This window comes from Cupriavidus sp. C3SS-1, from assembly GCF_057073755.1.
The window spans coordinates 2,138,469-2,164,896 of sequence record NZ_CP172699.1; the positions used below are offsets into that span (position 1 = coordinate 2,138,469).

Annotated in this window: 26 protein-coding genes and 5 tRNA genes; 15 read left to right on the forward strand and 16 right to left on the reverse strand. The window is 64.2% G+C overall.

From position 1 onward, the window contains the following. Nucleotides 1-35: 35 nt before the first annotated feature. The 3 genes from ACIGJC_RS09895 to ACIGJC_RS09905 form a co-directional block, all read right to left on the reverse strand. Complete coding sequence (locus ACIGJC_RS09895) at nucleotides 36-884, reverse strand: D-amino acid aminotransferase (RefSeq protein WP_483708608.1); 849 nt, start codon at nucleotides 882-884, stop codon at nucleotides 36-38. 90 nt (nucleotides 885-974) lie between these two features. Continuing rightward, nucleotides 975-1,304 (reverse strand): YciI family protein, encoded by a 330-nt coding sequence (locus tag ACIGJC_RS09900; protein WP_483708609.1) that lies wholly within the window; start codon nucleotides 1,302-1,304, stop codon nucleotides 975-977. Between the two features lie 174 nt (nucleotides 1,305-1,478). Continuing rightward, a complete protein-coding gene (locus ACIGJC_RS09905; RefSeq protein ID WP_483708610.1) occupies nucleotides 1,479-1,763 on the reverse strand; it encodes a hypothetical protein in 285 nt (94 codons plus the stop codon). A gap of 155 nt (nucleotides 1,764-1,918) precedes the next feature. Between ACIGJC_RS09905 and ACIGJC_RS09910 the strand changes: the two genes are divergently transcribed. The 3 genes from ACIGJC_RS09910 to ACIGJC_RS09920 all read left to right on the forward strand — a co-directional run bounded on the left by ACIGJC_RS09910 (nucleotide 1,919) and on the right by ACIGJC_RS09920 (nucleotide 3,045). After that, nucleotides 1,919-2,191 carry a DUF2188 domain-containing protein gene (locus tag ACIGJC_RS09910; RefSeq protein ID WP_483708611.1) on the forward strand — a complete coding sequence of 91 codons (273 nt, stop codon included), beginning with the start codon at nucleotides 1,919-1,921 and terminating at the stop codon, nucleotides 2,189-2,191. Next, the gene (locus ACIGJC_RS09915; protein WP_483708612.1) at nucleotides 2,188-2,472 is read left to right on the forward strand and encodes a hypothetical protein; all 285 of its coding nucleotides are present in this window, start codon (nucleotides 2,188-2,190) and stop codon (nucleotides 2,470-2,472) included. Before ACIGJC_RS09910 ends, ACIGJC_RS09915 begins: the two co-directional genes overlap by 4 nt. Before the next feature lie 177 nt (nucleotides 2,473-2,649). Further along, nucleotides 2,650-3,045 carry a winged helix-turn-helix domain-containing protein gene (locus ACIGJC_RS09920; protein WP_483708613.1) on the forward strand — a complete coding sequence of 132 codons (396 nt, stop codon included), beginning with the start codon at nucleotides 2,650-2,652 and terminating at the stop codon, nucleotides 3,043-3,045. 64 nt (nucleotides 3,046-3,109) lie between these two features. On the opposite strand, the gene ACIGJC_RS09925 is transcribed toward ACIGJC_RS09920, so the two are convergent. From ACIGJC_RS09925 to acs, 3 genes are all read right to left on the reverse strand, one after another. Next, a tRNA-Ser gene (locus ACIGJC_RS09925) sits at nucleotides 3,110-3,200 on the reverse strand. Between the two features lie 59 nt (nucleotides 3,201-3,259). Further along, nucleotides 3,260-5,311: a sodium:solute symporter family protein gene (locus tag ACIGJC_RS09930; RefSeq protein ID WP_483708614.1), complete on the reverse strand. Its 2,052-nt coding sequence runs from the start codon at nucleotides 5,309-5,311 to the stop codon at nucleotides 3,260-3,262. Nucleotides 5,312-5,414: 103 nt separating this feature from the next. Beyond that, on the reverse strand, nucleotides 5,415-7,397 hold the full coding sequence (acs, locus tag ACIGJC_RS09935) for an acetate--CoA ligase (RefSeq protein ID WP_483708615.1): 1,983 nt from the start codon (nucleotides 7,395-7,397) through the stop codon (nucleotides 5,415-5,417). 350 nt (nucleotides 7,398-7,747) lie between these two features. On the opposite strand from acs, the gene ACIGJC_RS09940 reads away from it, so the two are divergent. The 4 genes from ACIGJC_RS09940 (at nucleotide 7,748) to murI (ending at nucleotide 11,856) form a co-directional block, all read left to right on the forward strand. Continuing rightward, nucleotides 7,748-8,626 carry a DMT family transporter gene (locus ACIGJC_RS09940; RefSeq protein ID WP_483711512.1) on the forward strand — a complete coding sequence of 293 codons (879 nt, stop codon included), beginning with the start codon at nucleotides 7,748-7,750 and terminating at the stop codon, nucleotides 8,624-8,626. A gap of 99 nt (nucleotides 8,627-8,725) precedes the next feature. Next, the gene (locus ACIGJC_RS09945) at nucleotides 8,726-9,259 is read left to right on the forward strand and encodes a TIGR00645 family protein (RefSeq protein ID WP_483708616.1); all 534 of its coding nucleotides are present in this window, start codon (nucleotides 8,726-8,728) and stop codon (nucleotides 9,257-9,259) included. Nucleotides 9,260-9,449: 190 nt separating this feature from the next. Next, nucleotides 9,450-10,973 (forward strand): fumarate hydratase, encoded by a 1,524-nt coding sequence (locus ACIGJC_RS09950; protein WP_483708617.1) that lies wholly within the window; start codon nucleotides 9,450-9,452, stop codon nucleotides 10,971-10,973. A gap of 73 nt (nucleotides 10,974-11,046) precedes the next feature. Further along, nucleotides 11,047-11,856 (forward strand): glutamate racemase, encoded by an 810-nt coding sequence (murI, locus tag ACIGJC_RS09955; protein WP_483708618.1) that lies wholly within the window; start codon nucleotides 11,047-11,049, stop codon nucleotides 11,854-11,856. A 3-nt stretch (nucleotides 11,857-11,859) separates the two neighbouring features. Here the strand turns inward: murI and ACIGJC_RS09960 are convergent, their stop codons facing one another. Further along, nucleotides 11,860-14,160 carry an AAA family ATPase gene (locus ACIGJC_RS09960; protein ID WP_483708619.1) on the reverse strand — a complete coding sequence of 767 codons (2,301 nt, stop codon included), beginning with the start codon at nucleotides 14,158-14,160 and terminating at the stop codon, nucleotides 11,860-11,862. Nucleotides 14,161-14,568: 408 nt separating this feature from the next. On the opposite strand from ACIGJC_RS09960, the gene ACIGJC_RS09965 reads away from it, so the two are divergent. The 4 genes from ACIGJC_RS09965 to ACIGJC_RS09980 all read left to right on the forward strand — a co-directional run bounded on the left by ACIGJC_RS09965 (nucleotide 14,569) and on the right by ACIGJC_RS09980 (nucleotide 16,957). After that, on the forward strand, nucleotides 14,569-15,222 hold the full coding sequence (locus ACIGJC_RS09965; protein WP_483708620.1) for an energy transducer TonB: 654 nt from the start codon (nucleotides 14,569-14,571) through the stop codon (nucleotides 15,220-15,222). Nucleotides 15,223-15,255: 33 nt separating this feature from the next. After that, nucleotides 15,256-15,984 (forward strand): MotA/TolQ/ExbB proton channel family protein, encoded by a 729-nt coding sequence (locus tag ACIGJC_RS09970; RefSeq protein ID WP_483708621.1) that lies wholly within the window; start codon nucleotides 15,256-15,258, stop codon nucleotides 15,982-15,984. Between the two features lie 24 nt (nucleotides 15,985-16,008). Beyond that, a complete protein-coding gene (locus tag ACIGJC_RS09975) occupies nucleotides 16,009-16,422 on the forward strand; it encodes an ExbD/TolR family protein (protein WP_483708622.1) in 414 nt (137 codons plus the stop codon). A gap of 214 nt (nucleotides 16,423-16,636) precedes the next feature. Continuing rightward, entirely contained in the window at nucleotides 16,637-16,957 is a 321-nt protein-coding gene (locus tag ACIGJC_RS09980; protein ID WP_483708623.1) for a hemin uptake protein HemP, read from the forward strand. A 145-nt stretch (nucleotides 16,958-17,102) separates the two neighbouring features. Here the strand turns inward: ACIGJC_RS09980 and ACIGJC_RS09985 are convergent, their stop codons facing one another. The 3 genes from ACIGJC_RS09985 to ACIGJC_RS09995 all read right to left on the reverse strand — a co-directional run bounded on the left by ACIGJC_RS09985 (nucleotide 17,103) and on the right by ACIGJC_RS09995 (nucleotide 18,538). Further along, complete coding sequence (locus ACIGJC_RS09985; RefSeq protein ID WP_483708624.1) at nucleotides 17,103-17,510, reverse strand: heme-binding protein; 408 nt, start codon at nucleotides 17,508-17,510, stop codon at nucleotides 17,103-17,105. A gap of 183 nt (nucleotides 17,511-17,693) precedes the next feature. Beyond that, on the reverse strand, nucleotides 17,694-17,951 hold the full coding sequence (locus ACIGJC_RS09990) for a hypothetical protein (protein ID WP_483708625.1): 258 nt from the start codon (nucleotides 17,949-17,951) through the stop codon (nucleotides 17,694-17,696). 263 nt (nucleotides 17,952-18,214) lie between these two features. Beyond that, nucleotides 18,215-18,538: a hypothetical protein gene (locus ACIGJC_RS09995; protein ID WP_483708626.1), complete on the reverse strand. Its 324-nt coding sequence runs from the start codon at nucleotides 18,536-18,538 to the stop codon at nucleotides 18,215-18,217. A gap of 196 nt (nucleotides 18,539-18,734) precedes the next feature. On the opposite strand from ACIGJC_RS09995, the gene ACIGJC_RS10000 reads away from it, so the two are divergent. Further along, a tRNA-Leu gene (locus ACIGJC_RS10000) sits at nucleotides 18,735-18,821 on the forward strand. A 37-nt stretch (nucleotides 18,822-18,858) separates the two neighbouring features. On the opposite strand, the gene ACIGJC_RS10005 is transcribed toward ACIGJC_RS10000, so the two are convergent. Then, nucleotides 18,859-19,944, reverse strand: coding sequence for a YeiH family protein (locus ACIGJC_RS10005; RefSeq protein WP_483708627.1), 1,086 nt, complete (start codon nucleotides 19,942-19,944; stop codon nucleotides 18,859-18,861). 94 nt (nucleotides 19,945-20,038) lie between these two features. Here ACIGJC_RS10005 and ACIGJC_RS10010 point away from each other — a divergent pair, with 94 nt between their 5' ends. Beyond that, nucleotides 20,039-20,950 carry a LysR family transcriptional regulator gene (locus ACIGJC_RS10010; RefSeq protein WP_483708628.1) on the forward strand — a complete coding sequence of 304 codons (912 nt, stop codon included), beginning with the start codon at nucleotides 20,039-20,041 and terminating at the stop codon, nucleotides 20,948-20,950. 60 nt (nucleotides 20,951-21,010) lie between these two features. On the opposite strand, the gene ACIGJC_RS10015 is transcribed toward ACIGJC_RS10010, so the two are convergent. The 5 genes from ACIGJC_RS10015 to uvrC all read right to left on the reverse strand — a co-directional run bounded on the left by ACIGJC_RS10015 (nucleotide 21,011) and on the right by uvrC (nucleotide 24,259). Next, a tRNA-Cys gene (locus tag ACIGJC_RS10015) sits at nucleotides 21,011-21,084 on the reverse strand. 93 nt (nucleotides 21,085-21,177) lie between these two features. Next, nucleotides 21,178-21,253 (reverse strand) — tRNA-Gly (locus ACIGJC_RS10020). 64 nt (nucleotides 21,254-21,317) lie between these two features. After that, nucleotides 21,318-21,393, reverse strand: a tRNA-Gly gene (locus ACIGJC_RS10025). Nucleotides 21,394-21,561: 168 nt separating this feature from the next. Further along, complete coding sequence (gene pgsA, locus ACIGJC_RS10030; protein ID WP_483708629.1) at nucleotides 21,562-22,161, reverse strand: CDP-diacylglycerol--glycerol-3-phosphate 3-phosphatidyltransferase; 600 nt, start codon at nucleotides 22,159-22,161, stop codon at nucleotides 21,562-21,564. A 97-nt stretch (nucleotides 22,162-22,258) separates the two neighbouring features. After that, complete coding sequence (gene uvrC, locus ACIGJC_RS10035; RefSeq protein ID WP_483708630.1) at nucleotides 22,259-24,259, reverse strand: excinuclease ABC subunit UvrC; 2,001 nt, start codon at nucleotides 24,257-24,259, stop codon at nucleotides 22,259-22,261. Between the two features lie 130 nt (nucleotides 24,260-24,389). On the opposite strand from uvrC, the gene earP reads away from it, so the two are divergent. Then, nucleotides 24,390-25,553: an elongation factor P maturation arginine rhamnosyltransferase EarP gene (gene earP, locus ACIGJC_RS10040; protein ID WP_483708631.1), complete on the forward strand. Its 1,164-nt coding sequence runs from the start codon at nucleotides 24,390-24,392 to the stop codon at nucleotides 25,551-25,553. A 242-nt stretch (nucleotides 25,554-25,795) separates the two neighbouring features. Further along, nucleotides 25,796-26,356 (forward strand): elongation factor P, encoded by a 561-nt coding sequence (gene efp, locus ACIGJC_RS10045; RefSeq protein ID WP_483708632.1) that lies wholly within the window; start codon nucleotides 25,796-25,798, stop codon nucleotides 26,354-26,356. The last annotated feature ends 72 nt before the right edge of the window (nucleotides 26,357-26,428 follow it).

Here is a 26,428-nt window from a genome sequence, read left to right on the forward strand (position 1 = left end):
TGGGCAGTCATGCTAGCACGGGCAAACCCGTGTGCTCAAAGCGCGGATTTCGCGGCCTGGTAGGCGTCGTAGAGCTTGCGGAAGACCGGTCCGGGCGTGCCCGACCCAATCGCCTGGCCATCAAGGGAAACCACGGGCAGAAGCTCCTTGCTTGCCGACGACAGCAATACCTCGTCGGCACCGAACACTTCGTCACGCGAGATGCGTCGCGCCTCCAGCGAAATATCCAGCGCCGCGCACAGCTCCTCCATCAGGCCATAGCGAATGCCTTCCAGGATGAGGTTGTCCTTGGGCGGGGCCGACACCCTCCCTTTGCTGACCACCCAGACATTGGATGAAGACGCCTCGGTGAGCCAGCCATCGCGGAACTGGATCGCCTCGGTGACACCGTGTTCCGCGGCATGCTGTGCGGCCAGCACGTTGCCCAGCAACGAGGTCGACTTGATCTGGCAATTGAGCCAGCGGCGATCCTCCATCGTCACGCACGGCACGCCCTTGGCCACGGCCGACGCCGACGGCAGCGACATCGGATTGGTCATGATCAGCACCGTCGGTGTAACTTCAGCAGGGAACGCATGCATGCGCCGCGCCACGCCACGCGTGACCTGGATGTACACCATCTGGTCGGACAAGCCGTTCGCCTCGACCACACGGGCGATCAGCGCCAGCCATTCGGACTCGCTGTGCGGATCCGGGATGCCGATGGATGCCAGGCTGCGCGCCAGGCGCGCCAGGTGCTGGGCACCGCGGAACGGCTTGCCGTTGTAGATGGGAATGACTTCATAGATCCCATCGCCGAAGATAAAGCCGCGGTCCAGGACCGGAATGCGGGCTTCGGACAAGGGGGTCAGTTCGCCGTTGAGATAGACGGTGGAGTCGGACATGGCGCGATGGCTTGGAGAGGAAATCCGATTCTTCCACATGGAGCGGAGTCAGCTTATGCAATTACCGCATAAGACAGCCATCTCCGGCCGTCAAAATAGCGACGCCAGCCTCGGGTGGCACTCGAATGGCGAGAATTCGGTCACCCGATACACTGCCACACCGAACTGATGAAACGGATCCGCCGCGAGCAGCGTCTGGAGCTCATCGCGCGACAAGTCTCCCCGCGCCAGAATCACGCTGCCCTTCCCGGAGGCCGTTGGTCCGTAGGCCAGGAAGCGGTCCTGCTCGAACATCCTGTTCAAGTAGTCCTGGTGCGATTGCAGATGCCTCCAGAACTTTTCGGCGGGATGCGGGTACGTCAGTTCAACGAGGTACAGGTGCTTCAGTGCCATCACGATGACCGCCTGTTTGCCTTTCATTCGAAAGGGATTCGACCACAGGGCGAAGGCTGGCGGAAAGGCGTATGAATCGCGCAGGTGCGCCCGACTGCCTGCTACCGTGGATGACCCGCGCAAACACTGCATTGACCCTCATCAACGCGTGATGAGGTCCGCCTCGCGCACATAGCGTAAGCGTTTGTCGCGCCTTTTTTCTCAGCCCTTCGCTGTAAGCGGTGTCGCAGTGCGCGCGAAAGCGCGCCGGCGATCGGCTTGCGGGTCGGGACAAGCGCTGAGCACGACGATCAACGCCCGGTGCTGGCGCTCCGCGGCCATCGCGCAGCGCAAGGCGGCCAGAAGTTCGCATGCCGGCGTGGCGTCATAACCTTCGGCGCGCAGTGCCTTGACGAGCGCAATCTGGTGCCGGATCCGCTCACGGCCTTCGCGGATATAGCGGGTGCTGCGGTCGAGATCCAGAAGCTTGGTTTCAAGGTCAAGCATGTCTCTCTCCCGCAATTCGGTTTCCACTTGAGGATAGACACAAGTCACCCCAAACGGCACGCGGTGCGTGGCGCCAAAATGGTCGCTTTCAGGACATCCGAATATGCAGTCATCTTCCTATACAGTATTTCGCTACCCGGATCGAGGAGATTGGCATGACTTCGCGAATGGTTCGCGTATTGCCGGCTGTTTTGGGTTGGTCGATGCAGGCAGATGGCCTGCCCGCACCGCTTCATTTCGCCACGCTCGAAGCTGCCATTGCCGCGGGGTGGTACTACGCGCGAAAAGAGCAGGTCGAGCTGGAGATTTGCCGGGAGGACGGGACCGTCCGCCTGCGAAGCACAGGCACGGATGCGCCGATCGGGCCCGCGCTGAAGGACAAGGCCATTCCGAACGATCACCGCCCGTGCCCCGGAGTCGAATCGTGAGCTCCATCACAGCCGTACCGTGCCTGTTGTGCGGCCATCTGGCACGGCGTTGGTATGACCGTCGCGGTCCCCTGCAGGGCGATCGGATGTACCGCTGCGCCCGTTGCGGCGGCCGCTTTTCCGTCACCGGCGAGGCGTCATCCCTGATAGGCGACGGCCAGTGGGACACAGCTGAGCTGATGGACACCGTCAGGCAGCGCATTGCCGTGGGCGAACTGCCTCGCATCGAAAACATCGACGGCATGCCGATCGTCAGGCCGGTCGGCCGCCAGGCAAGCTGAATTCCGCATGAGGCCAGGGGAGCATACGCCCCCGGATTCTTAAGAACTTACCACCGGTCTACCCCGATCATCACAAACCACGAATGCAATCAGTTATGATTCTCATTTAATACACGTGCAGAGGCGTCGTCCCAACGGAGCCGCGCCGGCACTGGAAGACATCTGCTGGCCTGCCCGATGGAATTCAACTTCGAGCTGTTTCCGGTTCTGACCACGGACGACAACCCGCGCACCGGCGCAAAGGTCCTGCGCTTGCTCGCGTCCATTCGGGACACCCGGTCCATGGGCAAGGCCGCCGTCGCCAACGGATTATCCCAACGGCATGGCTGGACGCTGATACGCAGTTGGGAAAAGGCGCTGGGGCAGCCACTCATCGTCGGCGCGCGCGGCAATGGCTCGATGCTGACCCCGTTCGCGATGCGACTCCTGCACGCCGAATGGCGCTTCCGGCAGGCCACGCAACCGGCCCTCGAGGCCGCCATGGCAGAATTTGCGGCGACGCTGTCGGAAGACGACGAGGAGCCGATTGCGATGGCCCAGCTCCAGGCAAACAAAAAGGGCCGGGGTCAATGACCCAGGCCCTTGTTCGGGACTTTGTCGTTAGCGACTGCTAACCGGCAAAGCCTTGCAGAATATCTGGCGGAGAGAGGGGGATTCGAACCCCCGATAGGCTATTAACCTATACACGCTTTCCAGGCGTGCGACTTAAACCACTCATCCATCTCTCCGGGAAGTCCGCGATTATAGCAGAGGTCGCCGACGAGTCCAGCGATTCCTGATCTAGCGTCTACCCCTTTCGCAGGTAAGTCACCAGGCGATCGATCACAGGCGCGTTCCTGGGCGTCACCAGGCTGACAAGGATGGCCGCCGCAAAGCCCGCCGGGACGCCAAACGCACCGGACGCGATCGGGTCCACGCCGAACCATCGATCGCCGAAAATCCCCGTCATACGGGTGAAGAACGGATAGTTGACGAAGATGTAGTAGACCGAGATGCCAAGGCCCGCGGCCATGCCTGCCACCGCGCCGGCGGCGGTGGTGCGGCGCCAGAAGATGCCCAGCACCAGCACCGGGAAGAAGCTCGACGCGGCCAGCGAGAAGGCGGCGCCGACCAGGAACAGGATGTTGCCGGGACGCAGCGATGTGACGTACGAAGCGAACAGCGCCACGCCGAGCAGAACGATCTTGGCTGTGGTGACGCGCCGCTGGTGGCTCGCCTGGCGGTCCACCATGTGATAGAAGACGTCATGCGACAGCGCATTGGCGATCGTCAGCAACAAGCCGTCCGCGGTGGAGAGCGCTGCAGCCAGCGCCCCGGCGGCGATCAGCCCCGATATCACATACGGCAGCCCTGCAATCTCGGGCGCCGCCAGCACGATCATGTCTGGCTGTAGCAGGATTTCCGCCCACTGCACGATACCGTCGCCGTTAACGTCGCGCAGCGCGAAGACGGGGGGATCGACCTTGCGCCACTGCACGACCCACTGCGGCAGTTCGGCATAAGGCGTGCCGACCACATGCTGGAAGAACTCGTATTTGACCAGCGCCGCCAGCGCGGGGGCCGATACGTATAGCAAGGCGATGCAGAATATGGCCCACGCCACCGAGTTGCGCGTCTCCTTCACCGACGGCGTGGTGTACAGCCGCGTGAGGATATGGGGCAGGCTGGCCGTCCCCACCATCAGGCAGAATACCAGCAGCACGAAATTCAGCCGCTTGTTCCCGCGCTCCTGCTCGGACGCCGAGGGATAGGGCTCCGTCGACGGCGTGGAAGGCTTGCTGCGCGACAGCGCGTCTTCACGCATCTGGTTCCATTGCTGCTTCGCGGCGGCCGCATCGGCAGGGAAATCGATGCGTTCGCGTTCCAGTGCCTTGATCTCCCGCAGTGGCGCATTGCGCGCGCGCAGGTCCAGGAGCCGCGCATCGAGCGCCGCGCGCTCCTCGCCGAACGATTCCGGCAGGCGCGCAATACGGTCCTGCATCTGAATGGCCTGCTGCCGGTAGTACTCTCGCACCGCCTGCTCGGCCGGCTCCCGTTCGATCTGTCGTTCGCGCTGGTCAAGCCTGGTCAGCATCGGACCATAGCTGAGCTGCGGCACCATTTCCTGATGATGCTTCCACGCGATCATGGAGACCGTGACCAGGAAGGCCACGATCATCATGATGTACTGGGCCACCTGGGTCCACGTCACGGCGCGCATGCCGCCCAGGAACGAGCAGACCAGGATGCCGGCCAGCCCGAAGAAAATGCCGACCGCGAAATCGACGCCGATAAAGCGCGTGACTACCAGGCCGACGCCCTGGATCTGCGCGACAAGATAGACGAACGAGCACAGCGATGCCGCCAGCACGGCAATGGCGCGCACGGGCAGGTTGCCGCCCGGCTTGCCATTGCCGTACCGCGCTGCCAGGAAATCGGGAATCGTGTAGCCACCGTACTTGCGCAAGTACGGTGCGAGCAGGAATGCGACCAGGCAATAGCCGCCCGTCCACCCCATCACGTAGGCCAACCCTTCATAGCCGGACGCGAACAGGATACCAGCCAGGCCGATGAACGATGCCGCGCTCATCCAGTCGGCCGCGATCGCCATGCCGTTGAACATGGCGGGCACCCGCCGCGCGGCTACGTAGTATTCGTTGAGGTCGGATGTGCGGCAGATCAGGCCGATGCAGGCGTAGATCGCGATCGTGATAAAGAGAAAGACGTAGCCGAGCCAGAGCGCATCGGCATTGGATTTTTCGAGCAGCCCCATCATGCCGACGAAGCCGAACAAACCCAGCGTGAACAGGCCGTAGTACAGCATCAGCCGGCGGCGGAAACGCGACTGGGCGTCGGGCATAGGCGGCGGTCGGACGGTGAAGGGGGATTTACAGTGAAGAACCCGCCGGCGCGCTGAGCACGGCGGCGGGTCCTGTCCGGCTGGCGGTTACCGGTTGATCCGGTTACTGCGCCTGCTTCAGTTGATCAAGAATCGCGGGGTTCTCCAGCGTGGAGGTATCCTGCGTGATCTCCTCCCCCTTGGCCAGCGAACGCAGCAGGCGCCGCATGATCTTGCCCGAACGCGTCTTCGGCAAGTTATCGCCAAAGCGGATGTCCTTCGGCTTGGCGATCGGGCCAATTTCCTTGGCCACCCAGTTGCGCAGCTCCGTGGCAATCTGCTGCGCCTCGGCATCGCTCGGACGCGAACGCTTGAGCACTACGAACGCGCAGATGGCCTCACCCGTGGTGTCGTCCGGGCGGCCCACCACTGCGGCTTCGGCGACGATCGGGTTGGCCACCAGCGCCGACTCGATTTCCATCGTGCCCATGCGGTGGCCCGACACGTTCAGCACATCATCGATGCGACCCATGATGGTGAAGTAGCCGGTGTCCTTGTCGCGGATCGAGCCATCGCCCGCCAGGTACAGCGTGCCGCCAAGTTCCTCGGGGAAGTAGCTCTTCTTGAAACGCTCCGGATCTCCCCAGATGGTGCGGATCATCGCCGGCCACGGGCGCTTGACCACCAGGATGCCGCCGGCGCCATTCGGCACATCCTGTCCGGTCTCGTCGACGATGGCCGCCATGATGCCCGGCAGCGGCAGCGTGCACGAACCCGGCACCAGCGGCGTCGCGCCCGGCAGCGGCGTGATCATGTGGCCGCCGGTCTCGGTCTGCCAGAAGGTATCGACGATCGGGCAGCGCTCGTTGCCGATGTTCTTGTAGTACCACATCCACGCTTCGGGATTGATCGGCTCGCCGACCGTGCCGAGCAGGCGCAGGCTGGACAGGTCGTATTGCTTCGGGTGGATCTTCTCGTCGGCCTCGGCGGCCTTGATCAGCGAGCGGATCGCCGTGGGCGCGGTGTAGAAGATGCTGACCTTGTGGCGCGCGATCATGTCCCAGAAGCGGCCGGCGTTCGGATAGGTCGGCACGCCTTCGAAGATGATCTGGGTCGCGCCCGCCGCCAGCGGGCCATAGGCGATGTAGGTGTGGCCGGTGACCCAGCCGATGTCGGCGGTACACCAGAAGAGATCGTCGGGCTTGATATCGAAGGTCCACTGCATCGTCATCAGCGCCCACAGCAGGTAGCCGCCGGTGCTGTGCTGCACGCCCTTGGGCTTGCCGGTCGAACCCGAGGTGTAGAGCACGAACAGCGGATGCTCGGCGCTCACGGGCACGGCCTCGCAAGTGTCGGGCTGGCCGGCGGAGACATCCTCCATCGAGCGGTCGCGGCCTTCCACCCAGTTGACCTTGCCGCCGGTGCGGCGATAGACGATCACGTCCTTCACCGCCTCGCAGCCACCGAGCGCGAGCGCGTCATCGGCAATGGCCTTCAGCGGCAGCGCCTTGCCGCCGCGCATCTGCTCGTCGGCGGTGATCAGCGCCACGGCGCCCACGTCCACCAGCCGCTCCTGCAGCGACTTGGCCGAGAAGCCGCCGAACACGACCGAATGCGTGGCACCCAGGCGCGCGCAGGCCTGCATCGCCACCACGCCTTCGACCGACATCGGCATGTAGATCACCACGCGGTCGCCCTTCTTGATGCCGAGTTTCTTCAACCCATTGGCAAAACGGCAGACCCTGGCATGCAGGTCGCGGTAAGACACGCGGGTCACGGAGCCGTCGTCGGCTTCGAACACGATCGCCGTTTTCTCGGCGTTGCCGTTCTGCAGGTTCCGGTCCAGGCAGTTGTACGAGGCGTTGAGTTCGCCGTCCTCGAACCACTTGTAGAACGGGGCATTGCTCTCGTCGAGCACCTTGGTGAACGGCTTGTTCCAGTGCAGCAGGTCGCGCGCGCGGCTGGCCCAGAAGCCTTCGTAGTCGCGCTCGGCTTCGGCGCAGAGCGCGCGGTAGGCATCCATGCCGGAGATCGTGGCTTGCCGGACGAAGGACTCGGGCGGATTGAAAACGCGATGCTCCTGCATCACCGATTCGATAGCGGACATAAGGCGGGTCTCCTGATTTTTGACTGAACGGCTTGGCTGCAAAACTACGCCCGGCGGCTTACTTAAACCTGACGCTCTCACGCGCTGCGTCCGGGCCCAGTACCTTGCTGCAAAGCAACAAGCCTGTGCGCCAATCGCCATCACAAGGAATGTGCAGCCTTCTTCATTAGGCTAGCACAGCTATAATGCCCCGGGCCCGATATTCGGGCGCCTCAGCGTCCACAACGCGCCCTGTTCCGGCACCTGCTGAACCACCGCAGTCTGCCCGCACCCGGCCCGCACAAGGGGCTTTGTGCTCACTCCCCGAGGCAGCATCCGTGTCCGTCTACCCGTTCTTCCTGATCGCCTCGATGGCACTCGTCGGCAGCAACGTCGGCCTGGGAAAGTCCATCATCGCCCATGTGCCGGTGCTGCTGTTCGCGCTGCTGCGCTTTGTCGTCGCCATCGTCTGCCTGTCACCGTGGTACCGGCCATCGCGCATGCGCCAGGTGTCGCGCGCGGAGTGGCGCAACCTTTTTCTGCAGGCGTTCTTCGGCACCTTCCTGTTCACGCTGCTGATGCTCAATGGCGTGCGCCTGACCAGCGCCATGGCCGCGGGCGTGATTACGAGCACGATCCCGGCGACGGTGGCCATCCTGTCCTGGCTGTGGCTGCGTGAACGGCTGTCGCGCCGGACCGTGGCGTCGGTGCTGCTGGCCGTGGCCGGCGTGGCGGTGCTCAACGTAGCCCGCGGCGGTTCGCATGGCGCAGGCAGCGGCGGCAGCCAGGCCCTGCTCGGCAACCTGATGATCCTGGGTGCCGTGGTCTGCGAATCGATCTACGTGATCCTGTCGCGTCGGCTGACGCAGACGCTGGCCGCCATCGAGATCTGCGCCTACACCCACCTGATTGGCGGCCTGCTGATGCTGCCGCTCGGTTTCATTCCGCTGCTGGATTTCGACCCGACCACCGTGCCCACGCAGACCTGGCTGATGCTGCTGTGGTACGCACTGTCCGCGAGCGTGTTCTCGTTCTGGCTGTGGATGAAGGGCATCCGTCATGTACCGGCCCAACTCGCGGGCGTCTTTACGTCGGTACTGCCAGTGGCGGCAGCCGCCTACGGCATTGTCTTTCTGGGCGAGACACCGGGCTGGCCGCACGCCATCGCGCTGGGCTGCGTGCTCGGCGGCATCCTGCTGGCAAGCTGGCCCGGGCCGATGGCGCGCCGGGTGTTGCAGGATAGGGCCTGAATCGTTTCAGGGCGCGACAGTCACGCGGCACGCCACATGGGCGCGGTACAATCCAGACCCATTTCGAATGTCTTGTAACAAAGACCTAGCTGATTGCCCATGGCCGAATCCTCGATGCGCCCGATCCCCCGCCTTATCTTTGCCTCCCGCTGGCTCCAGTTGCCGCTGTACCTCGGCCTGATCGTCGCGCAGGGCGTCTACGTCTATCACTTCATGGCCGAGGTGTGGCACCTGCTGTCGCACGTGACCGAGTACGACGAGAACAAGATCATGCTGGTGGTGCTCGGCCTGATCGACGTGGTGATGATCTCCAACCTGCTGATCATGGTGATCGTGGGCGGCTACGAAACATTCGTCTCGCGCCTGGGAATCGACAACCATCCCGATGAACCGGAGTGGCTCGACCACGTCAACGCCGGCGTGCTCAAGGTGAAGCTGTCGATGGCGCTGATCGGCATCTCGTCGATCCACCTGCTCAAGACCTTCATCGACGCCGAACAGCGCACGACCCACACCATCATGTGGCAGGTGGCCATCCACCTGGCATTCCTGCTCTCGGCCGTGGCGATGGCCTGGGTGGACCGGATGGTTTCCCACCCCGCCGGCACCCATGCCAAGTCTCAGTCGCACTGAAGCCGCATGCCCTGTTGGCTTCACTTCGGACCGCGGCCCTGCGCCGCGGTTTTTGTTTGCGCCTCGCAGCGCCTCCAAGCGGCGGAAAAGGCGCCCCGCGCACTGTAGACGCCTGTATGCAAACGGGCAGAGCGCCCCGGCTAGGTGTATGATTTCGGGCTGTGTTTCACCGCTGCCACCCCCCCATAAAATGACCGTCATCAAGCAAGAAGACCTCATCCAGAGCGTCGCCGACTCCCTGCAGTACATCAGCTACTACCATCCGATGGACTACATCACCAGCCTGGGCCGCGCCTACGAGCTGGAGCAGAGTCCGGCCGCCAAGGATGCGATCGCGCAGATCCTGACCAACAGCCGCATGTGCGCCGAAGGCAAGCGCCCGATTTGCCAGGACACCGGCATCGTCACGGTGTTCGTCAAGGTCGGCATGGACGTGCGCTGGGATGGCGCCACCATGAGCCTGACGGACATGATCAACGAGGGCGTGCGCCGCGGCTACACCCATCCGGACAACGTGCTGCGCGCCTCGATCGTCAGCCCGCCCGAAGGCGCCCGCAAGAACACCAAGGACAACACCCCGGCCGTGATCCACTACGAGATCGTGCCGGGCAACACCGTGGACATCCAGGTCGCGGCCAAGGGCGGCGGCTCGGAGAACAAGTCCAAGTTCGTGATGCTGAACCCGTCCGACTCGATCGTCGACTGGGTCCTGAAGACCGTGCCGACCATGGGCGCCGGCTGGTGCCCGCCGGGCATGCTCGGCATCGGCATCGGCGGCACCGCCGAGAAGGCGATGGTGATGGCGAAAGAATCGCTGATGGAGTCGATCGACATCCAGGACATCATCGCCCGCGGTCCGAAGGACTGGATCGAGGAACTGCGCGTCGAGCTGTACGAGAAGGTCAACGCGCTGGGCATCGGCGCGCAGGGCCTGGGCGGCCTGGCCACCGTGCTCGACGTCAAGATCATGGCCAGCCCGACGCACGCCGCGTCCAAGCCGGTCGCGATGATCCCGAACTGTGCCGCGACCCGCCACGCGCACTTCACGCTGGACGGCAGCGGCCCGGCCAAGCTCGAAGCGCCGGACCTGTCGCAATGGCCGAAGGTCGAATGGGCGCCGAACACCGAAACCTCGAAGCGCGTCGACCTGAACACGCTGACGCCGGAAGAAGTCGCGTCGTGGAAGCCGGGCCAGACCCTGCTGCTCAACGGCAAGATGCTGACCGGCCGCGACGCCGCGCACAAGCGCATAGCCGACATGCTGGCCAAGGGCGAGAAGCTGCCGGTGGACTTCAAGAACCGCGTGATCTACTACGTCGGCCCGGTCGATCCTGTGCGCGACGAAGCCGTCGGCCCGGCCGGCCCCACCACCGCCACGCGCATGGACAAGTTCACCGAGATGATGTTGGCCGAGACCGGCCTGATCTCGATGATCGGCAAGGCCGAGCGCGGACCGGTCGCCATCGAGGCGATCAAGAAGCACAAGTCGGCCTACCTGATGGCCGTGGGCGGCGCCGCTTACCTGGTAGCCAAGGCGATCCGGGAAGCCAAGGTGGTCGGCTTCGAAGACCTCGGCATGGAAGCCATCTACGAGTTCGACGTCAAGGACATGCCCGTGACGGTCGCCGTGGACAGCCAGGGTACCTCGGTGCACAAGACCGGCCCCGCCGAATGGCAGGCCAAGATCGGCAAGATTCCGGTCGCGGCGCTGTAAGATTGCGCGCTTGCATGAAAAAGCCGGGTTCTCCCCGGCTTTTTTTCCACCCCCGCCCTTCCGCTTGCCCAACGTGAACCCCGCTCCCATCGGCGTCTTCGATTCCGGCCTCGGCGGCCTGTCGGTGCTGCGCGAGATCCGCGCATTGCTGCCGCAAGAGTCCCTGCTTTACCTGGCTGACTCCAAGTACGCGCCCTATGGCGAGAAACCTGAGTCATTCGTGCAGGCACGCACGCTGCAGGCGTGCGAATGGCTGCTGGCGCAAGGCTGCAAGGCGCTTGTCATCGCCTGCAACACCGCGACCGGTCACGCCGTGGAACTGCTGCGCCAGACACTGCCGGTGCCGATTATTGGCGTTGAACCTGGCCTCAAGCCGGCGGCGGCGGCCAGCCGGAGCAAGGTGGTAGGTGTGCTGGCCACAGCCAATACGCTCAAGAGCGCAAAGTTTGCACGACTGCTGCAGTCGCTAGATGGGGAAAGCCAGTTTATCTGCGAAGCAGGGCTCGGCCTGGTGCCACTGATCGAGCAAGGCGACATCGACGGGCCTGACATACGCGGCCGGCTGAACAATTACCTCACGCCGATGCTTGAGGCTGGCGCCGACACGCTGGTACTTGGCTGCACCCACTACCCGTTCCTCTCGGACACCATCCGCGGCATGGTGGGCGACCAGTTGGCATTGGTCGATACCGGCAGCGCCATTGCGCGTCAGTTGGCGCGCAAGCTGACGGAACATGCCCTGGCAAGCGCACCCGATGCCATGCCGCTGGACCGCTTCGCCTCGACCAAGGATGCCGCCCACCTGAGGCAGATGGTGGCCGCGCTGCTGCATATCGAAGCGCAGGCGGAGACAGTGACCATCGAACCCGCCCCCGCTTTCTGACGACTAGCGCAAAAAGCCGAGCGGACGGTGCGCCCGCACGTCCGGCTTGACCGCGTGCTCGTGCCGCAACTGCGCGAGAAATTCTTCCGGCGTCAGCGAATCGCCGAGCAGCACGCACTGGCGCTTGACCGTGGCGAAGTCGCCGGGCGTCAGGCAGTCCATCGCATCGAGCTCTTGCCGCATGGCATCCGTCAGCCGGGCCTCGTCACCATCCAGCGCTTCATGGACGAACATCGTGGCGCGCTGGCCGGCCTTCAGCGGCAGGAAGCGGATCTTGAACGAGAACCTGCGCAACGCAGCCTCGTCGATGCGGTCGAACAGGTTCGTCGTGCAGACAAAGATACCGTTGAAGCGCTCCATGCCTTGTAGCATCTCGTTGACTTCCGACACCTCATAGTTGCGCACGGCCTGCTGGCGGCTTTGCATGAAGCTGTCGGCTTCATCGAGGAGCAGCACCGCGCCGTCTTCCTCGGCGCGGGCGAACATGGCGGCAATCTGCTGCTCGGTCTCGCCGACGTACTTGCTCATCAGGTCCGAGGCGCGCCGGATCATCAAGGGTGTGTCCAGCGCCGCGGCAATGTGTTCCGCCAGCGCGGTCTTGCCCGTGCCAGGCGGCCCATAAAAGCACAGCGTGCCGCGTTGCCGCACGCGTAGCGCTTCAATGATCTTTGCCACGTCGTAGCGTGTTTCCAGGTGCAGGTTGTCCAGCCGATAGTGGGTCACCACGGGCCTGACCTCGGCCTCCGGCCGCAGCCCCATGGCGCGGTCGGCGTGCTCGAGCTGGCGCAGGATCAGCGCCTCGACCGGCTCCTCTACGTCGGGCCGGGCCAGTTGCACGAAGCGTGCGGCGGACTGCACCTGGGCCGGCGTGAGCGTCTTGCGCCCGGCCAGCGCGGTGATGAACGGATCGCTGACATCCAGCCCGCCCAGGTGCTTGCGAATGATGTTCTCGCGCACCAGCGGCGGCGGGATCTTCAGTTCCAGGTGGAACTGGAAACGGCGCAGATAGGCGGGATCGATCTGCCGGATCGAATTCGAGATCCAGATCACGGGGACCGGATTCTGCTCCAGCGTCTGGTTGACCCAGGCCTTGCCGTTCACCGAAGCACGCGCATCCTCCTGGCCGAACAGGCTCATCAGCTCGCGCGAACTGCCGGGGAACACGTCCTCGACTTCGTCGAACAGCAGCGCGGTGCGCGGCCGCCCGCGCAGGAAGGCCTGCGACACCTGCAGCGAGCGATAGCGGTCCTTGCCCGAGAGGCTGTTGCCGTCGCGGTCCAGGCAATCGACCTCATACAGCTCGCAGCCGGCCTCCCCCGCCAGCAGCCGTGCGAATTCGGTCTTGCCAGTGCCGGGCGGGCCGTAGATCAGCACGTTGACGCCCGCCGCATGCTGGCGCGTGGCATTGGAAAGCAGCGCGGAAAGATAGCGCGCGTCGGTGTCGACATGCGGATAATCGGCAACGGTCAGCGTGGGCGGCGCGGCCGGGCGCGTGAACACCGCCATCATCTCGGCCTCGTTGGCATAGTTGCCGAGCAGCACATGCAGCAGGCGGTCGGACAGGCGCATCAGGTCGCCCAGGTCGGTCACGCTGTTCTCGGGCAAGGGCTGCTCGATCAGGTTCAGCGTCTCCAGCCGCGAACCTGGCCGCAGCGACGCGGCCACGTCCGCCGGGCTCGCCCCGGTCAGCCCGGACAGTATCTGGAACGCCTCCTGGCTGTGCGCCACCTTGCAGTCCACCATCACGGCGCGCAGGTCGCGCTTGTACTTGGCAAGCGCCGCGAAGAGCAACAGCTTGCGCTCGTGCTCGGGCAGGTCCAGCACATGACTGAGCATGTCGATATTGCGCACCAGCAGCACGCGTTCGCCATCGAGCCGCGATGCGATGGCCGAAGCCGAGGCATCGAACACCGCGAACATGTCCTTGGCGTGGTGCTTGACGTACTCGTCGAGGTAGTAAAACAGCGCGCTTTCGTCGAAAGCGCTGTTCCATTGGCCATGTCGCTCCAGGAACTCCTCGGGCGTCAGGCGTCCCGCCCCTTTCCACGCCGGCATGTCGGCGCAGCGGGCCGACAGAAAGCGCTGCACGCGCAGCACGACACCATACGGCCACACCATTTCCTGCGCGCTGACCGTCAGCACGTCATTGATATTGCTGCGCAGATTGAATCGCGGCCCCAGCGCGCACACGACCCGCAGGGCAAACTGGGCGCACATCCAGTCCAGCGCCGAACTGGCCGACAGGCCCGGCCCGGGGCGCAGTATCTTGGAGCGGTCCTCTTCAGCAAAACGTGTGAAGTCCATGGCCTCATCCCCGTGCCCCCGATTGCGACGCCGCAACAGGGGTACCACCCCGCTCGCACTATTTTCCCTATGCTAGCGCGCTTTGCGGCTTGCGGCGCATTCCGAACGCCTCGCCATGCCCGCCATTGTTGTGCGCCCGCCCCCTCGAAACGCTGCCTGGATTTGGCGGTATAACTGCCCTTTGGACAAATTTCCAGCTGCGGCGCACAAATCACAACAAATAAGAATCATTATCGTTTATACTGCTCCACTGACACGCCGCCCGAGAGTGGCGCTCCCCGGCAACCGTATTGCAGGAGCGTTTATCATGGAATTGCTTGTTAGCTTGCTGGTCGGATGTGGTATCTCGCTGATCCTGTTCTATCGCAAGTGACTCTGTGCCGGCCGGCAGACACTGTTGTTCACCTCATGTTCGATCAACGCTTCCTCAAGATTACGCTCGCCGTCCTGCTGTTCCACGCCGGCCTGCTTTACCTGATCCAGAGCGGCCTGGGCCGCAAGATGACCGAGGCGGTGATTGCCCCGGAAATCATTGCGCGCATCATTCCGCTCGAGCAGCCCAAGCCGCCCGCGCCGGAGCCGCCCAAGCCCAAGACGGAAACGCCGCCCAAGCAGGTCAAGGTGACTACGCCGCGGCCGACGCCGCCGCAGCCCAAGCCGGTTCCGCAACCGGCCGCCGCCCTGCCGCCGTCGCCTACCGCGATCGAAGCGCCACCGACGCCGCCTGCCTCGCCGGCTCCCGCAGCGCCCGCGCCCGAACCTGCGCCCGTGTCGTCCGCGCCGCGTGCCGTGGGAATCGGCGAGATCCAGTGCTCGCCGCCGCAGCCAAGCTATCCGGCCCAGTCACGCCGCATGGGCGAGACCGGCAAGACCGTGGTGCGCCTGACAACGGATGAAACCGGCAAGGTGGTCAAGACGTCGGTAGTATCCTCCAGCGGATCGTCACGCCTGGACCAGGCTGCCGTCGACGCCGTCCAGCGCATGCGCTGCAAGCCGTACATGGATAACGGCCGCGCCATTGCCGTGACCGCGCAGCAGCCGATTGGATTCGAACTGAACTGATCTCAACCTACAACGTACTCACCAGGAACCAACATGCAGGACCTCGGACTTTCCCACCTCTGGTCGCAAGGCGATTTCGTCATGCGTGCGACGGCCATCATTCTGCTGATCATGTCGCTCTTGTCGTGGATCGTGATCCTTACGAAGGCGTGGGATCTGGTTCGCCTGAAGAAGATGGCGCACGGCGCGGAAAAGCGCTTCTGGCACTCCGACGACTTCGACCACGCCCTGGAAACGCTGGGCGCCAACGACGCCAACCCGTTCCGCACGCTGGCCATCGCCGGCAAGGACGCCGCCCAGCACCACCGCGCCAGCCAGCCGCAGCTGCATGACGTGATGGACATTTCGGACTGGCTGACGCGCTCGCTCAAGAGCTCCATCGACGAAGCCGTTGCGCGCATGCAGTCCGGCCTGGCGGTACTGGCTTCGGTGGGTTCCACCGCGCCGTTCGTGGGCCTGTTCGGCACGGTGTGGGGCATCTATCATGCGCTGATCGGCATTGGCGCCTCGGGCGTGCCCACGATCGACAAGGTCGCCGGCCCGGTCGGTGAAGCCCTGATCATGACGGCCTTCGGCCTGGCCGTGGCCATTCCCGCGGTGCTCGGCTACAACGCGCTGACGCGCGGCAACAAGGCGGTCATCTCCAAGCTGAACCGCTTTGCCCACGACCTGCACGCCTACTTCGTGACCGGCGCGCGCGTTCGCCCGACCGGCACCCGCGCCGAAGACAACGCCGTGCGGCTCGCCGCGGCACGGCAGTAACATCCTCGCATCAAGGAAGTCATCATGGCATTTGGCACCCTCGACGGCGACGATGACGAGGTGATGAGCGAAATCAACATGACGCCGCTGGTCGACGTCATGCTGGTCCTGCTGATCATCTTCATCATCACGATCCCGGTCATCAATCACGCGGTAAAGATCGACCTGCCGCGCGCAAGCAATACGCCGAACGATTCCAAGCCGCAGAGCATCAATGTCTCGATCGATGCCCAGGGCAAGGTCTACTGGAACCAGACTGAAGTCGACGAGACCACGCTGGCGAACAAAATCGCCCTGGCCGCCCAGCAGGAGCCGCAGCCCGAACTGCACCTGCGCGCGGACCGCGAGGTGCGCTATGAACGCGTGGCCGAAGTCATGGCCGCCGCGCAGCATGGCGGACTCGGCAAGATCGGCTTCATCACCGAACCGAAACAGTAGGCACGGCCTGGCCTGGCTATGCGGAATGAAGGGCATCCCACGGGATGCCCTTTTTCTTTGACTGGGCCGATACGCCAAATGTGTAACCATCGATCGGCACTATTGAAATGATAACGGTTCTCATTTATGCTTCTTCCATCGCAAGCACGGACCTCCGGTGACGCCATGCGCCCGGCGTGCAAGCCAATCCCTCATTGCCGAACGGAGCCAGATGATGAGCACCCTTTCCCTGCCGCTGTCGCAACCCCGTGAAGTTACCCGCCGCCGCCTGTCGCTGCGGCGCGTGGAAGTTGCCCCGCAGGGCCGACGCGATACGCCAGCGGCATCCGCGCTGGAATCCGTGAAATCCGCTGTGGCGGCCATTCCGGCCCGCCTGGAAGCCCTGGTGCGCGACAGCTTGCCGAATTCGCCCGTGGCCGAGCCTGTCGCGCTCGAAACCATCATGCGTGGGGCCACGACGCTGCCGATCCGCCATAACGGCGACATCTACACGCTGCGCGTCACGCGCTACGGCAAGCTGATCTTGACAAAGTAAGGGAATGACACGGCGCTGGCACTGCAGTGCCGGCCGTCACAGAAAGTGAGAGGCGGCAGGCCGAATGGCCTGCCTGCCGATGGCAAGGCGACGCGCTTGCCAGCCCCGCAGCCAGGTGGGGCTTCCGGCGAATGGGATCAGGGGATCAGAGACCCAGCACCGCGATACCAGCACGGGCGATCTGGGCGTCTTCCGTCGACTTGACACCCGAAACACCTACCGCTCCTACGACCTGCTCGTTGCAGACGATGGGCACGCCGCCTTCCAGCATGCCCTGCAGCGTCGGGGCAGTCATGAAGGAATAGCGACCGTTGTTGATCATGTCTTCGTAGACCTTCGACTCGCGGCGACCCAGGGCCGAAGTGCGGGCCTTCTCCGTCGCGATATAGGCCGAGATCGGCGCCGTGCCGTCCAGGCGCTGCATGGCAAGCATGTGGCCACCATCGTCCACCACGACGATCGAGACGGCCCACTGGTGCGCCTTTGCCTCGGCCTCTGCTGCGGCCATGATCTTCTTCACGTCTTCTGCCGTCAGCACGGTCTTTTGCTGCATACCACTCTCCTGATGTTCATACGGTGTGAGGCGGAAGTATAGCGCCGCGCAAATGTCCCGGTCACCGCGCGAGGTGTGCCTGCGAGGGACAAAACACAATTGCCCAAAACAACATGACCCGCACATCAGGCGGGTCATGTTGTCGATCCGCCGACGTCGCGAGACGCCGGCAACCGTCATGCGTCAGGCGCCGTCGGTAAATGGGTCCGGCTTGCTGGTGCGGGCACCGTCGGTGAACGGATCCGGCTTGCTGATCCGGGCGCCGTCGGTATAGGGATCGGTCTTGCCGACACGCGCGCCGTCGGTGAACGCATCCACCTTCCCGACCTTGGCACCATCCAGGAACGGATCGACCTTGCCCGTACCGGCAAACGACGGCAGCGACACAGCGGAAAGCGCCGACAGGGCGGCGACAGTCGCCAAACTACGCTTGATATTCATGAGATTCCCCTTTTTCTCTGACAGACAGGCGCCGCGAGGACCACGATCTTTTCGTGTGACATTGCGGCGTCACAGATGCAGTTTAGGGGAAACCCTAATAGTGGTATCCCTAGGCCTTTGAGCGATCTATTCAGGAAATTTGATGACACCAACCGTTAGGGAACTTGCCGGGAGCGGCCCTTCACTTGTATCGCGCGAAGCGGACAAAATAAAAGAGCCCCGAATCGGGGCTCTTTCTTTCAAAAACCTTGGAGGGCTGGCTATCAGCGCCAATGGCCATGACCGTGGTACCCACGGGGTCCGTAGTACGGGCGCGGGCCATAGTAGCGCGGGCCGTAATAACGCGGACCGGGACCGTAGTACCGCGGGCCGTAATACACCGGCGCCGGGGCGTAGTACACCGGAGCGGGCGCCACCACGACCGGCGGAGCTGGCGGATAGTACACCGGGGCCGGAGGATAATAAGCTGGGGCGCCGACAACCACGCCAGGCACACCGATCGCAACGCCGACGCTCACATGGGCCATTGCCGCACCCGACGCAAGGCCAGCGACGATACCGAATGCTGCGAGCCACCAACGTTTCATTTCCCGCCCCTCTGTCCCGGATTCCTGATGGCTCTATTTTAGTGGTTCGGAAATTTCCAGGTGCAACGGCGCTCACGACATTGTTACGAGCCGTAACAGACGGATCACTTTGCTGGAGAACCGGCTTTGAGAAGGAGCGCTCGCAGCCCGCACTTGCATCCCGGATGCGCAACCACCACAATGTTGGCCTTTCCGCGCGGCCGTGGAGAAATTGGTAGACTCAGCAGACTTAAAATCTGCCGCCCTTACGGGCTTACGGGTTCGAGTCCCGTCGGCCGCACCAAGCTGGCTGCGGCCGCCGTCTCATCCCGCCCTTCCGTTCAGGCCATCAGGTAGCAGAGCGCTGCGCCGCCGGCCATCAGGAAGACAAAGATCACGCCAGCCAGGGCAAGCGGCTTGCGCCCGGCGCGCAGCAGGTCGCCGATCCGCGTGTGCAGGCCGATGGCCAGCATGGCGCAGGCAAGCATCCAGTTGTCCAGCGCGGTCAGGCCGGCCTTCCATTCCTGCGGAACGACGCCCGCCGAATTCACCGCCATCACGGCGACGAAGCCAACCGCGAACCACGGCACCGACTTCAGCAGGCCGCTCAGGCGCGGGCCACCGCCTTGGGCCTTGGCATCCTTGTTCGGCCACAAGGCCATCACCAGCAGCACCGGGCCGAGTGCCAGCACGCGCACCATCTTGGTCACGACGGCGGCGTCCGCGGTCGTATCGCCAATCATCTTGCCCGCCGCAATCACCTGTGCGACTTCGTGCAGCGTCGCGCCGGTGAAGATGCCGAACATGCGTTCGCTGATATTCCAGTGGTAGGTGCCCGTCACCAGCTCGAACAGGTACGGATAGAGCAGCATGCCGACAGTACCAAACAGCACCACCGTGGCCACCGCGACCGCCGTCTGCTTGTCGTCGGTACGCACGACGGACGACACGGCGATTGCCGCGGCGGCGCCGCAGATGGCGCTGCCCGAGCTGACCAGGATGGCCTCGCGGCGGCTCAGGCCGAATACTTTCGTACCGATCAAGGTGCCAAAAAGCAGCGTGCCAAGCAGCATGGCGAGCGGCACCACGATGCCGGACAAGCCGAGCGCGGCAATCGAGGCAAAGGTCAGTCGCAGTCCATACAGGGCCACGCCCAGGCGCAGCAGGTGCTGACGCGCGATCTGCATGCCAGGCGCCAGCGGTTGCAGCCAGTGCTTGGGCATGGTATTGGCGGCGATCATGCCGGCAAACATGGCCAGCGTCAGGGCGCTCAGGCCATAGCGCGAGACGGCGGGATGGTCGGCCAGAACCATGGCGAGCCATGCCACGCCCCCAAGGGGCAGCAAAGGCAGCAGACGCTGATGCCACGGCAGCACGGCGGCTGGCGCAACAGCCTGGGGGGAATTGGTAGCGGACACGGATGACATGGCGGCAGGTGTTTGATTAGGTATATGGAGCGTACCTTCCCCCTCTCAATCTGCAAAACGGGTAATATCGGTATGAATTACCTGAAATGTCGATATGGACCAGCGCCCCCTTCGCCTGACGTTGCGCCAACTCCAGGTCTTCGTCTCCGTGGCTCAGCACGGCAGCACGGTGGCGGCCTCGGAAGCCCTCTCCATGTCCCAGTCGGCCGTCAGCGCCTCCCTGGCGGAACTGGAGCGTGCGCTCGACGGCCCACTGTTCGACCGGGTGGCAAGGCGCCTCAGCATCAACGAGACCGGGCGGCAGTTCTTTCCGCGCGCCTTGTCTTTGCTCGATCAGGCGCAGGAGCTTGAGCGGTTCACGACACAGACCGGGGTGCAGCTGCGCATTGCCGCCAGCAATACGATCGGCAGCTATATCCTGCCGGCGCTGATGGCTGGCTTTCGCGCTTCGCAGGGCGGCCCGTGCCAGCTGGATCTGCGCATCGGTAATACCCGCGACGTCTTGCGCTCGGTGATGCAGTTCGAGGCCGACATCGGGCTCGTCGAAGGCGCCAGCCATGAACGCGAGCTGCGCAGCATGCCGTGGTGCGATGACGAGATGGTCGTAGTGGTTGGCCCGTCCCATCCACTTGCCGCGCCGAACGCGCCCCTTGATGGCCTGCGCGATGCCGAATGGATCGTGCGCGAGCCGGGCTCCGGTACCCGGGAGATCATTGAAGAAAGACTGATGCCCCTGCTGGGCGAGCTACGCTTCGCGCTCGAACTGGGCAATGCCGAGGCGATCAAGCGTGCGGTGATGAGTGGTTTCGGCGTGAGTTGCCTGTCGCTGCACGTGGTCCGCGATGAACTGGAGCGCGGCACGCTGGTAGCGGTGCGGCAAGGCTTGCCCCGCATTGTCCGTCCGCTGCAATTAGTGGTGCACCAGGACAAGTTTCCGACACGGGGGCTGCTGGCCTTTACCGAGTATCTTCGGATCACGGCCCAACAAGTCGGTGCGCAAGCGTAGATCGATGCAGACGAGGCGCAAACGAAAACAGCGCCCATGGGGCGCTGCATCTTTTTCAACTGGAGGCGGAGGTCGGAATCGAACCGGCGTACACGGCTTTGCAGGCCGCTGCATAACCACTCTGCCACCCCGCCAGGTGACGTGCTGCTGAATTGTACCCGCATCAACCGATGCTGCTTGCGGCTACCAACCCAAACAAAAAGGGAAGCGCTGCTTCCCTTTGGGGATGGAGCGGGAGAAGAGTCTCGAACTCTCGACCTCAACCTTGGCAAGGTTGCGCTCTACCAACTGAGCTACTCCCGCGTAAAACTTTTACTGCTACGAGTCCAACGACAAGCCATCGCTTGTTACCGCACCCGAATTAACCTGGAGCGGGAGAAGAGTCTCGAACTCTCGACCTCAACCTTGGCAAGGTTGCGCTCTACCAACTGAGCTACTCCCGCATTGCGCCGTTTTACGCTCACCATCGAGGCGAGCACGCAATTGACTGCAAACAACAGCTTCTTGCGCTAAACCAGCTTATCTCGCCGCTTTCGTTTGCGTCGTCAGCAGCGAGAACAAGATTATTGCAAAGGACAGATCTGCTCGTCAACACTTTTTTGCGCGCGGCATCATTTTTGTGTGCGCGCCTCACCAAGAACGCCGGCGCGCTCGCGGATCTGCGGCCAGGCCAGCTTCATGTAATAGAACATCGACCACAGCGTCAGGACCGCGGCCACGTAGATCATCCAGGTGCCCACCACCTGCGCGTCGATGCCGAACAGCCGGTCACTGAAGAGCAGCATCGGGATCGCGATCATCTGCACCGTGGTCTTCAGCTTGCCGAGGAAGTTCACCGCCACGCTCTTGGAAGCGCCGATCTGCGCCATCCATTCCCGCAAGGCCGAGATCGTGATCTCGCGGCCGATGATGACCAGGGCCACCAGGTCCGCCACCCGGCCCAGGGCCAGCAGCGACAGCAGTGCCGCGGTGACCATCAGCTTGTCGGCCACGGGATCCAGGAACGCGCCGAAGGCCGAGGTCTGGTTCCAGCGCCGCGCCAGGAAGCCGTCCAGCCAGTCCGTGACCGCCGCGACGATGAAGAAGGACGCCGCCGTGACGTTCTTCGTGTGCATCGGCAGCCATGCTTCCGGCAGGTAGTACACGCCCACCACGAGGGGAATCATGGCAACGCGCAACCAGGTCAGCAGGATCGGGATATTGAAGGGCATGGGGCTCGGAGACCGACGGGGCAATGACGAATTCCGCGATTGTCGCCGATTTCGGCGCCAATGCACGCCCGGCGGGGTAAATCGCCGGCCTGGGACATCAATGAAGCTGACGGTAGATTTCCTCGGCTAGGCCGCGGGAGATGCCGTCGACGCTGGCCAGCTCGTCAATGCTGGCTGCCATGACGCCGCGCAGGCCGCCAAAACGGGTCAGAAGCTTCTGCCGCCGGCGCGCACCCACGCCCTCGATCTCTTCCAGCCGCGAGGTCGTGCGTGCCTTGGCCCGGCGCGCGCGCATGCCCGTGATGGCAAAGCGGTGCGCCTCGTCGCGGATCTGCGCGACCAGCATCAGCGCCGCACTGCCCTGCCCGAGTTCGAGCGATGGCCGCCCATCCGCGAATACCAGGGTTTCGAGGCCGACCTTGCGGCCCTCGCCCTTGGCGACGCCCACCAGCAGCCCGATATCAAGCCCCAGCTCCTCGAACACCTGGCGCGCCACCTCGACCTGCCCCTTGCCGCCGTCGATGAGCACCACGTGCGGCAGCGGCGACGAGGCCTCGCCGGCGGCATCCTGGCCGCCCTCCTCCTGCATCTGCTCGACCAGCTTCTGGTACCGGCGCGTCAGCACCTGGCGCATGGCCGCGTAGTCGTCGCCCGGCGTGATGTCCTGAATGTTGTAGCGGCGGTATTCGCCGTTCTGCATGTCGTGATGGTGAAACACGACGCAGGACGCCTGGGTGGCCTCGCCAGCGGTGTGGCTGATGTCGAAGCACTCCACACGCAGCAATGCCAGGTCTTCCAGGTCGATGCCGATCGTCTCCGCGAGCGCACGCGTGCGCGCCTCCTGGCTGCCCTGTTCCGCGAGCCGCCGCGCCAGCGCCAGTGCCGCACCCTGCTGCGCCATCTCCAGCCAGGCCTTGCGCTGGCCCTGCGGCTGCCGCACCAGCGCGATCTTGCGCCCGGCGTGGAGCGCCAGGGCATCCAGCAATGCGGCATCGTCGGGAACGTGGCTGACGACGATGATCGGGGGCGCCGCCTGATCCAGGTAATGCTGCGCCATGAACGCCGACAACACGCGCGCTGCAATGCGCTCGACGCCCGGCGGCCCGGCCGGTGCCGGTTCGCCTTCCGCGCCTTCCGTGCCCTCTGCCCCCTCGTCGCCGTCCTCGACGATCATCGCCGCCTCGTCGGCATGCGCGGGGAAATAGGCCTTGTCGCCAAGGTGGCGACCGCCGCGCACCATGGCCAGGTTGACGCACGCGCGTCCGCCTTCCACGACCGCCGCCAGCACGTCGATGTCCCGCGCCTGGCCGACCTCCTCCACCGCCTGCCGCTTGAGCACGGTCGACAGCGCCGCGATCTGGTCGCGCACCGCAGCGGCCTGCTCGAACTCCAGCCGGGTGGAATGCTCTTCCATCTTCGACTGCAGCCCCTCAAGCACCTCGGTTTCGCGGCCTTGCAGGAAGCGCGCCGCATTGCCGACGTCGCGCGCGTAGTCCGCCTCGTTGATCGCGCCCACGCATGGGCCCGTGCAGCGGTGGATCTGGTGCAGCAGGCAGGGCCGGGTCCGGTTGTTGAAGACCGTATCCTCGCAGGTGCGCAGCTGGAACACCTTCTGCAGGATCTGCATGCTCTCGCGCACTGCGTAGGCGCTCGGGAACGGACCGAAGTACTGGTGCTTGCGGTCCGTGGCGCCACGGTAGTAGGCCATGCGCGGAAAACGATGGCCGGTCAGCTTGAGGAAGGGATAGGACTTGTCGTCGCGGAACAGGATGTTGTACCGCGGCGCCAGCGCCTTGATCAGGTTGTTCTCGAGCAGCAGGGCCTCGGCCTCGGTGCGCACCACGGTGGTATCGATGCGCGCGATCCTGGCCACCATCATGGCGATGCGTGGCGACAGCTGGGTCTTGTTGAAGTAGCTCGATACCCGCTTCTTGAGGTCGCGCGCCTTGCCGACATAGAGCACGTTGCCGGCGCTGTCGATATAACGATACACGCCGGGCAAGCCCGGCAGGCGGGCGATGACGGGCTTGGGGTCGAAGGGTTCTGCCGGTGCCGCTTCGGGCGGCAGGGCCGAAGCGTCAGGAAGCGGGTCGGACATGGGGGACGATGACCAATTCGATGTGGCCGGCTCGCGATTCGCGGCAACGGCTCTAAAATCCGAAGTTTAGAGCAATTCACTGCCCTCCCTCGCTTTGCCCGCCCGCCCTGCCTTGCCTGCCACCTCCGACATGCCAATCCGTTCCTGGGACATCTTCTGCACCGTCATCGACAATTTCGGCGATATCGGCGTCTGCTGGCGGCTGGCACGCCAGCTCGCGCAGGAACACGGCCATGCGGTGCGCCTGTGGGTCGATGACCTGCAGAGCTTTTCCCGGCTGGCGCCCGCGCTGGACACGGCAGCGCGGCAGCAGCGCCTGTCCGGCGTGGAAATCCGCACCTGGCGCCCCGGTGGCGATGCCGATGACCGCGCCCGCTTTGGCAACCTTACCGTGCACGACGCCGTCATCGAAGCCTTTGCCTGCGACCTGCCGGAGGTTTTCCTTGCCCGCATGGTGGCACGCGAGCGCGCCCCGGCATGGATCAACCTTGAATACCTGAGCGCGGAGTCCTGGGTGCGCGAGCACCACGGCATGCCTTCACCGCATCCGCGGCTGCCGCTGACGAAGCACTTCTTCTTCCCCGGTTTCGAGCACGGGACCGGCGGCTTGCTGCGCGAATCGATGCTGGGCGCACAGCGGGACACCTTCCTGGCCGGTCCGGCCGCCCAGGCCGCCCTGTGGCACCGGCTGCGCGCGACCCGCGATGCAAGCGCGCTCAAGGTCAGCCTGTTTTCGTACCAGAACACTGCGCTACCCGCGTTGCTTGAGCAATGGCGCGATGGCTCGGAACCGATCCAGTGCCTGATTCCGCAAGGCATGGCGGCCGAGCAGCTTGCAGCGTGGTCAGGGGAAAGCGCAGCGCCGGGCAAGGCGCTGGTACGGGGCAACCTGCAGGTCAACATCGTGCCCTTCGTGCGGCAGGAGCTCTACGACGAAATGCTGTGGTCCTGCGACCTCAATTTTGTGCGCGGAGAAGACTCGTTCGTGCGCGCGCAGTGGGCGGCGCGGCCGCTGGTCTGGCACATCTACCCGCAGGATGAGGACGCGCACCGCGACAAGCTCGACGCCTGGCTCGCGCTGTTCCGCCGCAGCGGCGTGGACGCCGCCGCGGCCACGGCCCTGGCGGATTTCTGGCACGCCTGGAATGCGTACGGCAACGCACCCGACTGGACCGACTTGCGCCGCAAGCTGCCCGTGCTGGCACAAGCCGCCCGCCAATGGCAGGCGCGCCTGCTTGGCTTGGGTGACCTGGCGGCAAATCTCGTGGCGTTCTGTGAAAATCGGGTAAAATAGCGGGTTGATTTGATGGCGACCGGGCCTGGTAACCAAGGCTCCCATACCAGAGGGCAGCGCTGCCACGCGCGCGCCGCGGCGCGGGGACCTGAGCGAACACTGAGCACGGGGTCAAGCGCACGTGGGCACGGGCCCAGCAGGCGCCAGAAGCGGCAAGGCGACAGGGCTTCCTGCTGGCCGCGCCTGCGCCACACCTCGCCATACCAATTTCCGAGACTTTCTTTTTCAGGAAAACAGTTCAGATGAAAACCGCACAGGAACTCCGCGTCGGCAACGTGTTCATGATGAACGGCGTCCCGATGGTTGTGCAGAAGGCCGAGTACAACAAGTCGGGCCGCAACGCTGCCGTGGTCAAGATGAAGTACAAGAACCTGCTCACCGAAGCCCCGGGCGAGTCGGTGTTCAAGGCCGACGACAAGTTCGAAGTCGTGATGCTCGAGCGCCGCGAATGCACCTACTCGTACTTCGCCGATCCGATGTACGTGTTCATGGACGCCGACTACAACCAGTTCGAAGTCGAGGGCGACAGCATGGGCGACGCGCTGAACTACCTCGAAGACGGCATGGCCGTAGAAGTGGTGTTCTACAACGAGAAGGCCATCTCGGTCGACATGCCGACCACGCTGGTGCGCGAAATCGTCTACACCGAGCCGGCCGTCAAGGGCGACACCTCGTCGGGCAAGGTGCTGAAGGGCGCCAAGATCAACACGGGCTTCGAACTGCAAGTGCCGCTGTTCTGCAACATCGGCGACAAGATCGAAATCGATACCCGTACCGGCGAATACCGCAGCCGCGCCAACTGAGCGCACGGCTCGCCCCGCCGACCAAGCGGGGCCGGAAACGAAAAAGGCAGCCTCGCTGCCTTTTTTGTTGCC

Coding starts and splice junctions, on each gene's coding strand:
- ACIGJC_RS09895 (WP_483708608.1), bottom strand. CDS start 884: ATGTCCGACTCCACCGTCTATCTCAACGGCGAACTGACCCCCTTGTCC.
- ACIGJC_RS09900 (WP_483708609.1), bottom strand. CDS start 1,304: ATGAAAGGCAAACAGGCGGTCATCGTGATGGCACTGAAGCACCTGTAC.
- ACIGJC_RS09905 (WP_483708610.1), bottom strand. CDS start 1,763: ATGCTTGACCTTGAAACCAAGCTTCTGGATCTCGACCGCAGCACCCGC.
- ACIGJC_RS09910 (WP_483708611.1), top strand. CDS start 1,919: ATGACTTCGCGAATGGTTCGCGTATTGCCGGCTGTTTTGGGTTGGTCG.
- ACIGJC_RS09920 (WP_483708613.1), top strand. CDS start 2,650: ATGGAATTCAACTTCGAGCTGTTTCCGGTTCTGACCACGGACGACAAC.
- ACIGJC_RS09930 (WP_483708614.1), bottom strand. CDS start 5,311: ATGCCCGACGCCCAGTCGCGTTTCCGCCGCCGGCTGATGCTGTACTAC.
- acs (WP_483708615.1), bottom strand. CDS start 7,397: ATGTCCGCTATCGAATCGGTGATGCAGGAGCATCGCGTTTTCAATCCG.
- ACIGJC_RS09940 (WP_483711512.1), top strand. CDS start 7,748: ATGGCACTCGTCGGCAGCAACGTCGGCCTGGGAAAGTCCATCATCGCC.
- ACIGJC_RS09945 (WP_483708616.1), top strand. CDS start 8,726: ATGGCCGAATCCTCGATGCGCCCGATCCCCCGCCTTATCTTTGCCTCC.
- ACIGJC_RS09950 (WP_483708617.1), top strand. CDS start 9,450: ATGACCGTCATCAAGCAAGAAGACCTCATCCAGAGCGTCGCCGACTCC.
- ACIGJC_RS09960 (WP_483708619.1), bottom strand. CDS start 14,160: ATGGACTTCACACGTTTTGCTGAAGAGGACCGCTCCAAGATACTGCGC.
- ACIGJC_RS09965 (WP_483708620.1), top strand. CDS start 14,569: ATGTTCGATCAACGCTTCCTCAAGATTACGCTCGCCGTCCTGCTGTTC.
- ACIGJC_RS09970 (WP_483708621.1), top strand. CDS start 15,256: ATGCAGGACCTCGGACTTTCCCACCTCTGGTCGCAAGGCGATTTCGTC.
- ACIGJC_RS09975 (WP_483708622.1), top strand. CDS start 16,009: ATGGCATTTGGCACCCTCGACGGCGACGATGACGAGGTGATGAGCGAA.
- ACIGJC_RS09980 (WP_483708623.1), top strand. CDS start 16,637: ATGAGCACCCTTTCCCTGCCGCTGTCGCAACCCCGTGAAGTTACCCGC.
- ACIGJC_RS09985 (WP_483708624.1), bottom strand. CDS start 17,510: ATGCAGCAAAAGACCGTGCTGACGGCAGAAGACGTGAAGAAGATCATG.
- ACIGJC_RS09990 (WP_483708625.1), bottom strand. CDS start 17,951: ATGAATATCAAGCGTAGTTTGGCGACTGTCGCCGCCCTGTCGGCGCTT.
- ACIGJC_RS09995 (WP_483708626.1), bottom strand. CDS start 18,538: ATGAAACGTTGGTGGCTCGCAGCATTCGGTATCGTCGCTGGCCTTGCG.
- ACIGJC_RS10005 (WP_483708627.1), bottom strand. CDS start 19,944: ATGTCATCCGTGTCCGCTACCAATTCCCCCCAGGCTGTTGCGCCAGCC.
- ACIGJC_RS10010 (WP_483708628.1), top strand. CDS start 20,039: ATGGACCAGCGCCCCCTTCGCCTGACGTTGCGCCAACTCCAGGTCTTC.
- pgsA (WP_483708629.1), bottom strand. CDS start 22,161: ATGCCCTTCAATATCCCGATCCTGCTGACCTGGTTGCGCGTTGCCATG.
- uvrC (WP_483708630.1), bottom strand. CDS start 24,259: ATGTCCGACCCGCTTCCTGACGCTTCGGCCCTGCCGCCCGAAGCGGCA.
- earP (WP_483708631.1), top strand. CDS start 24,390: ATGCCAATCCGTTCCTGGGACATCTTCTGCACCGTCATCGACAATTTC.
- efp (WP_483708632.1), top strand. CDS start 25,796: ATGAAAACCGCACAGGAACTCCGCGTCGGCAACGTGTTCATGATGAAC.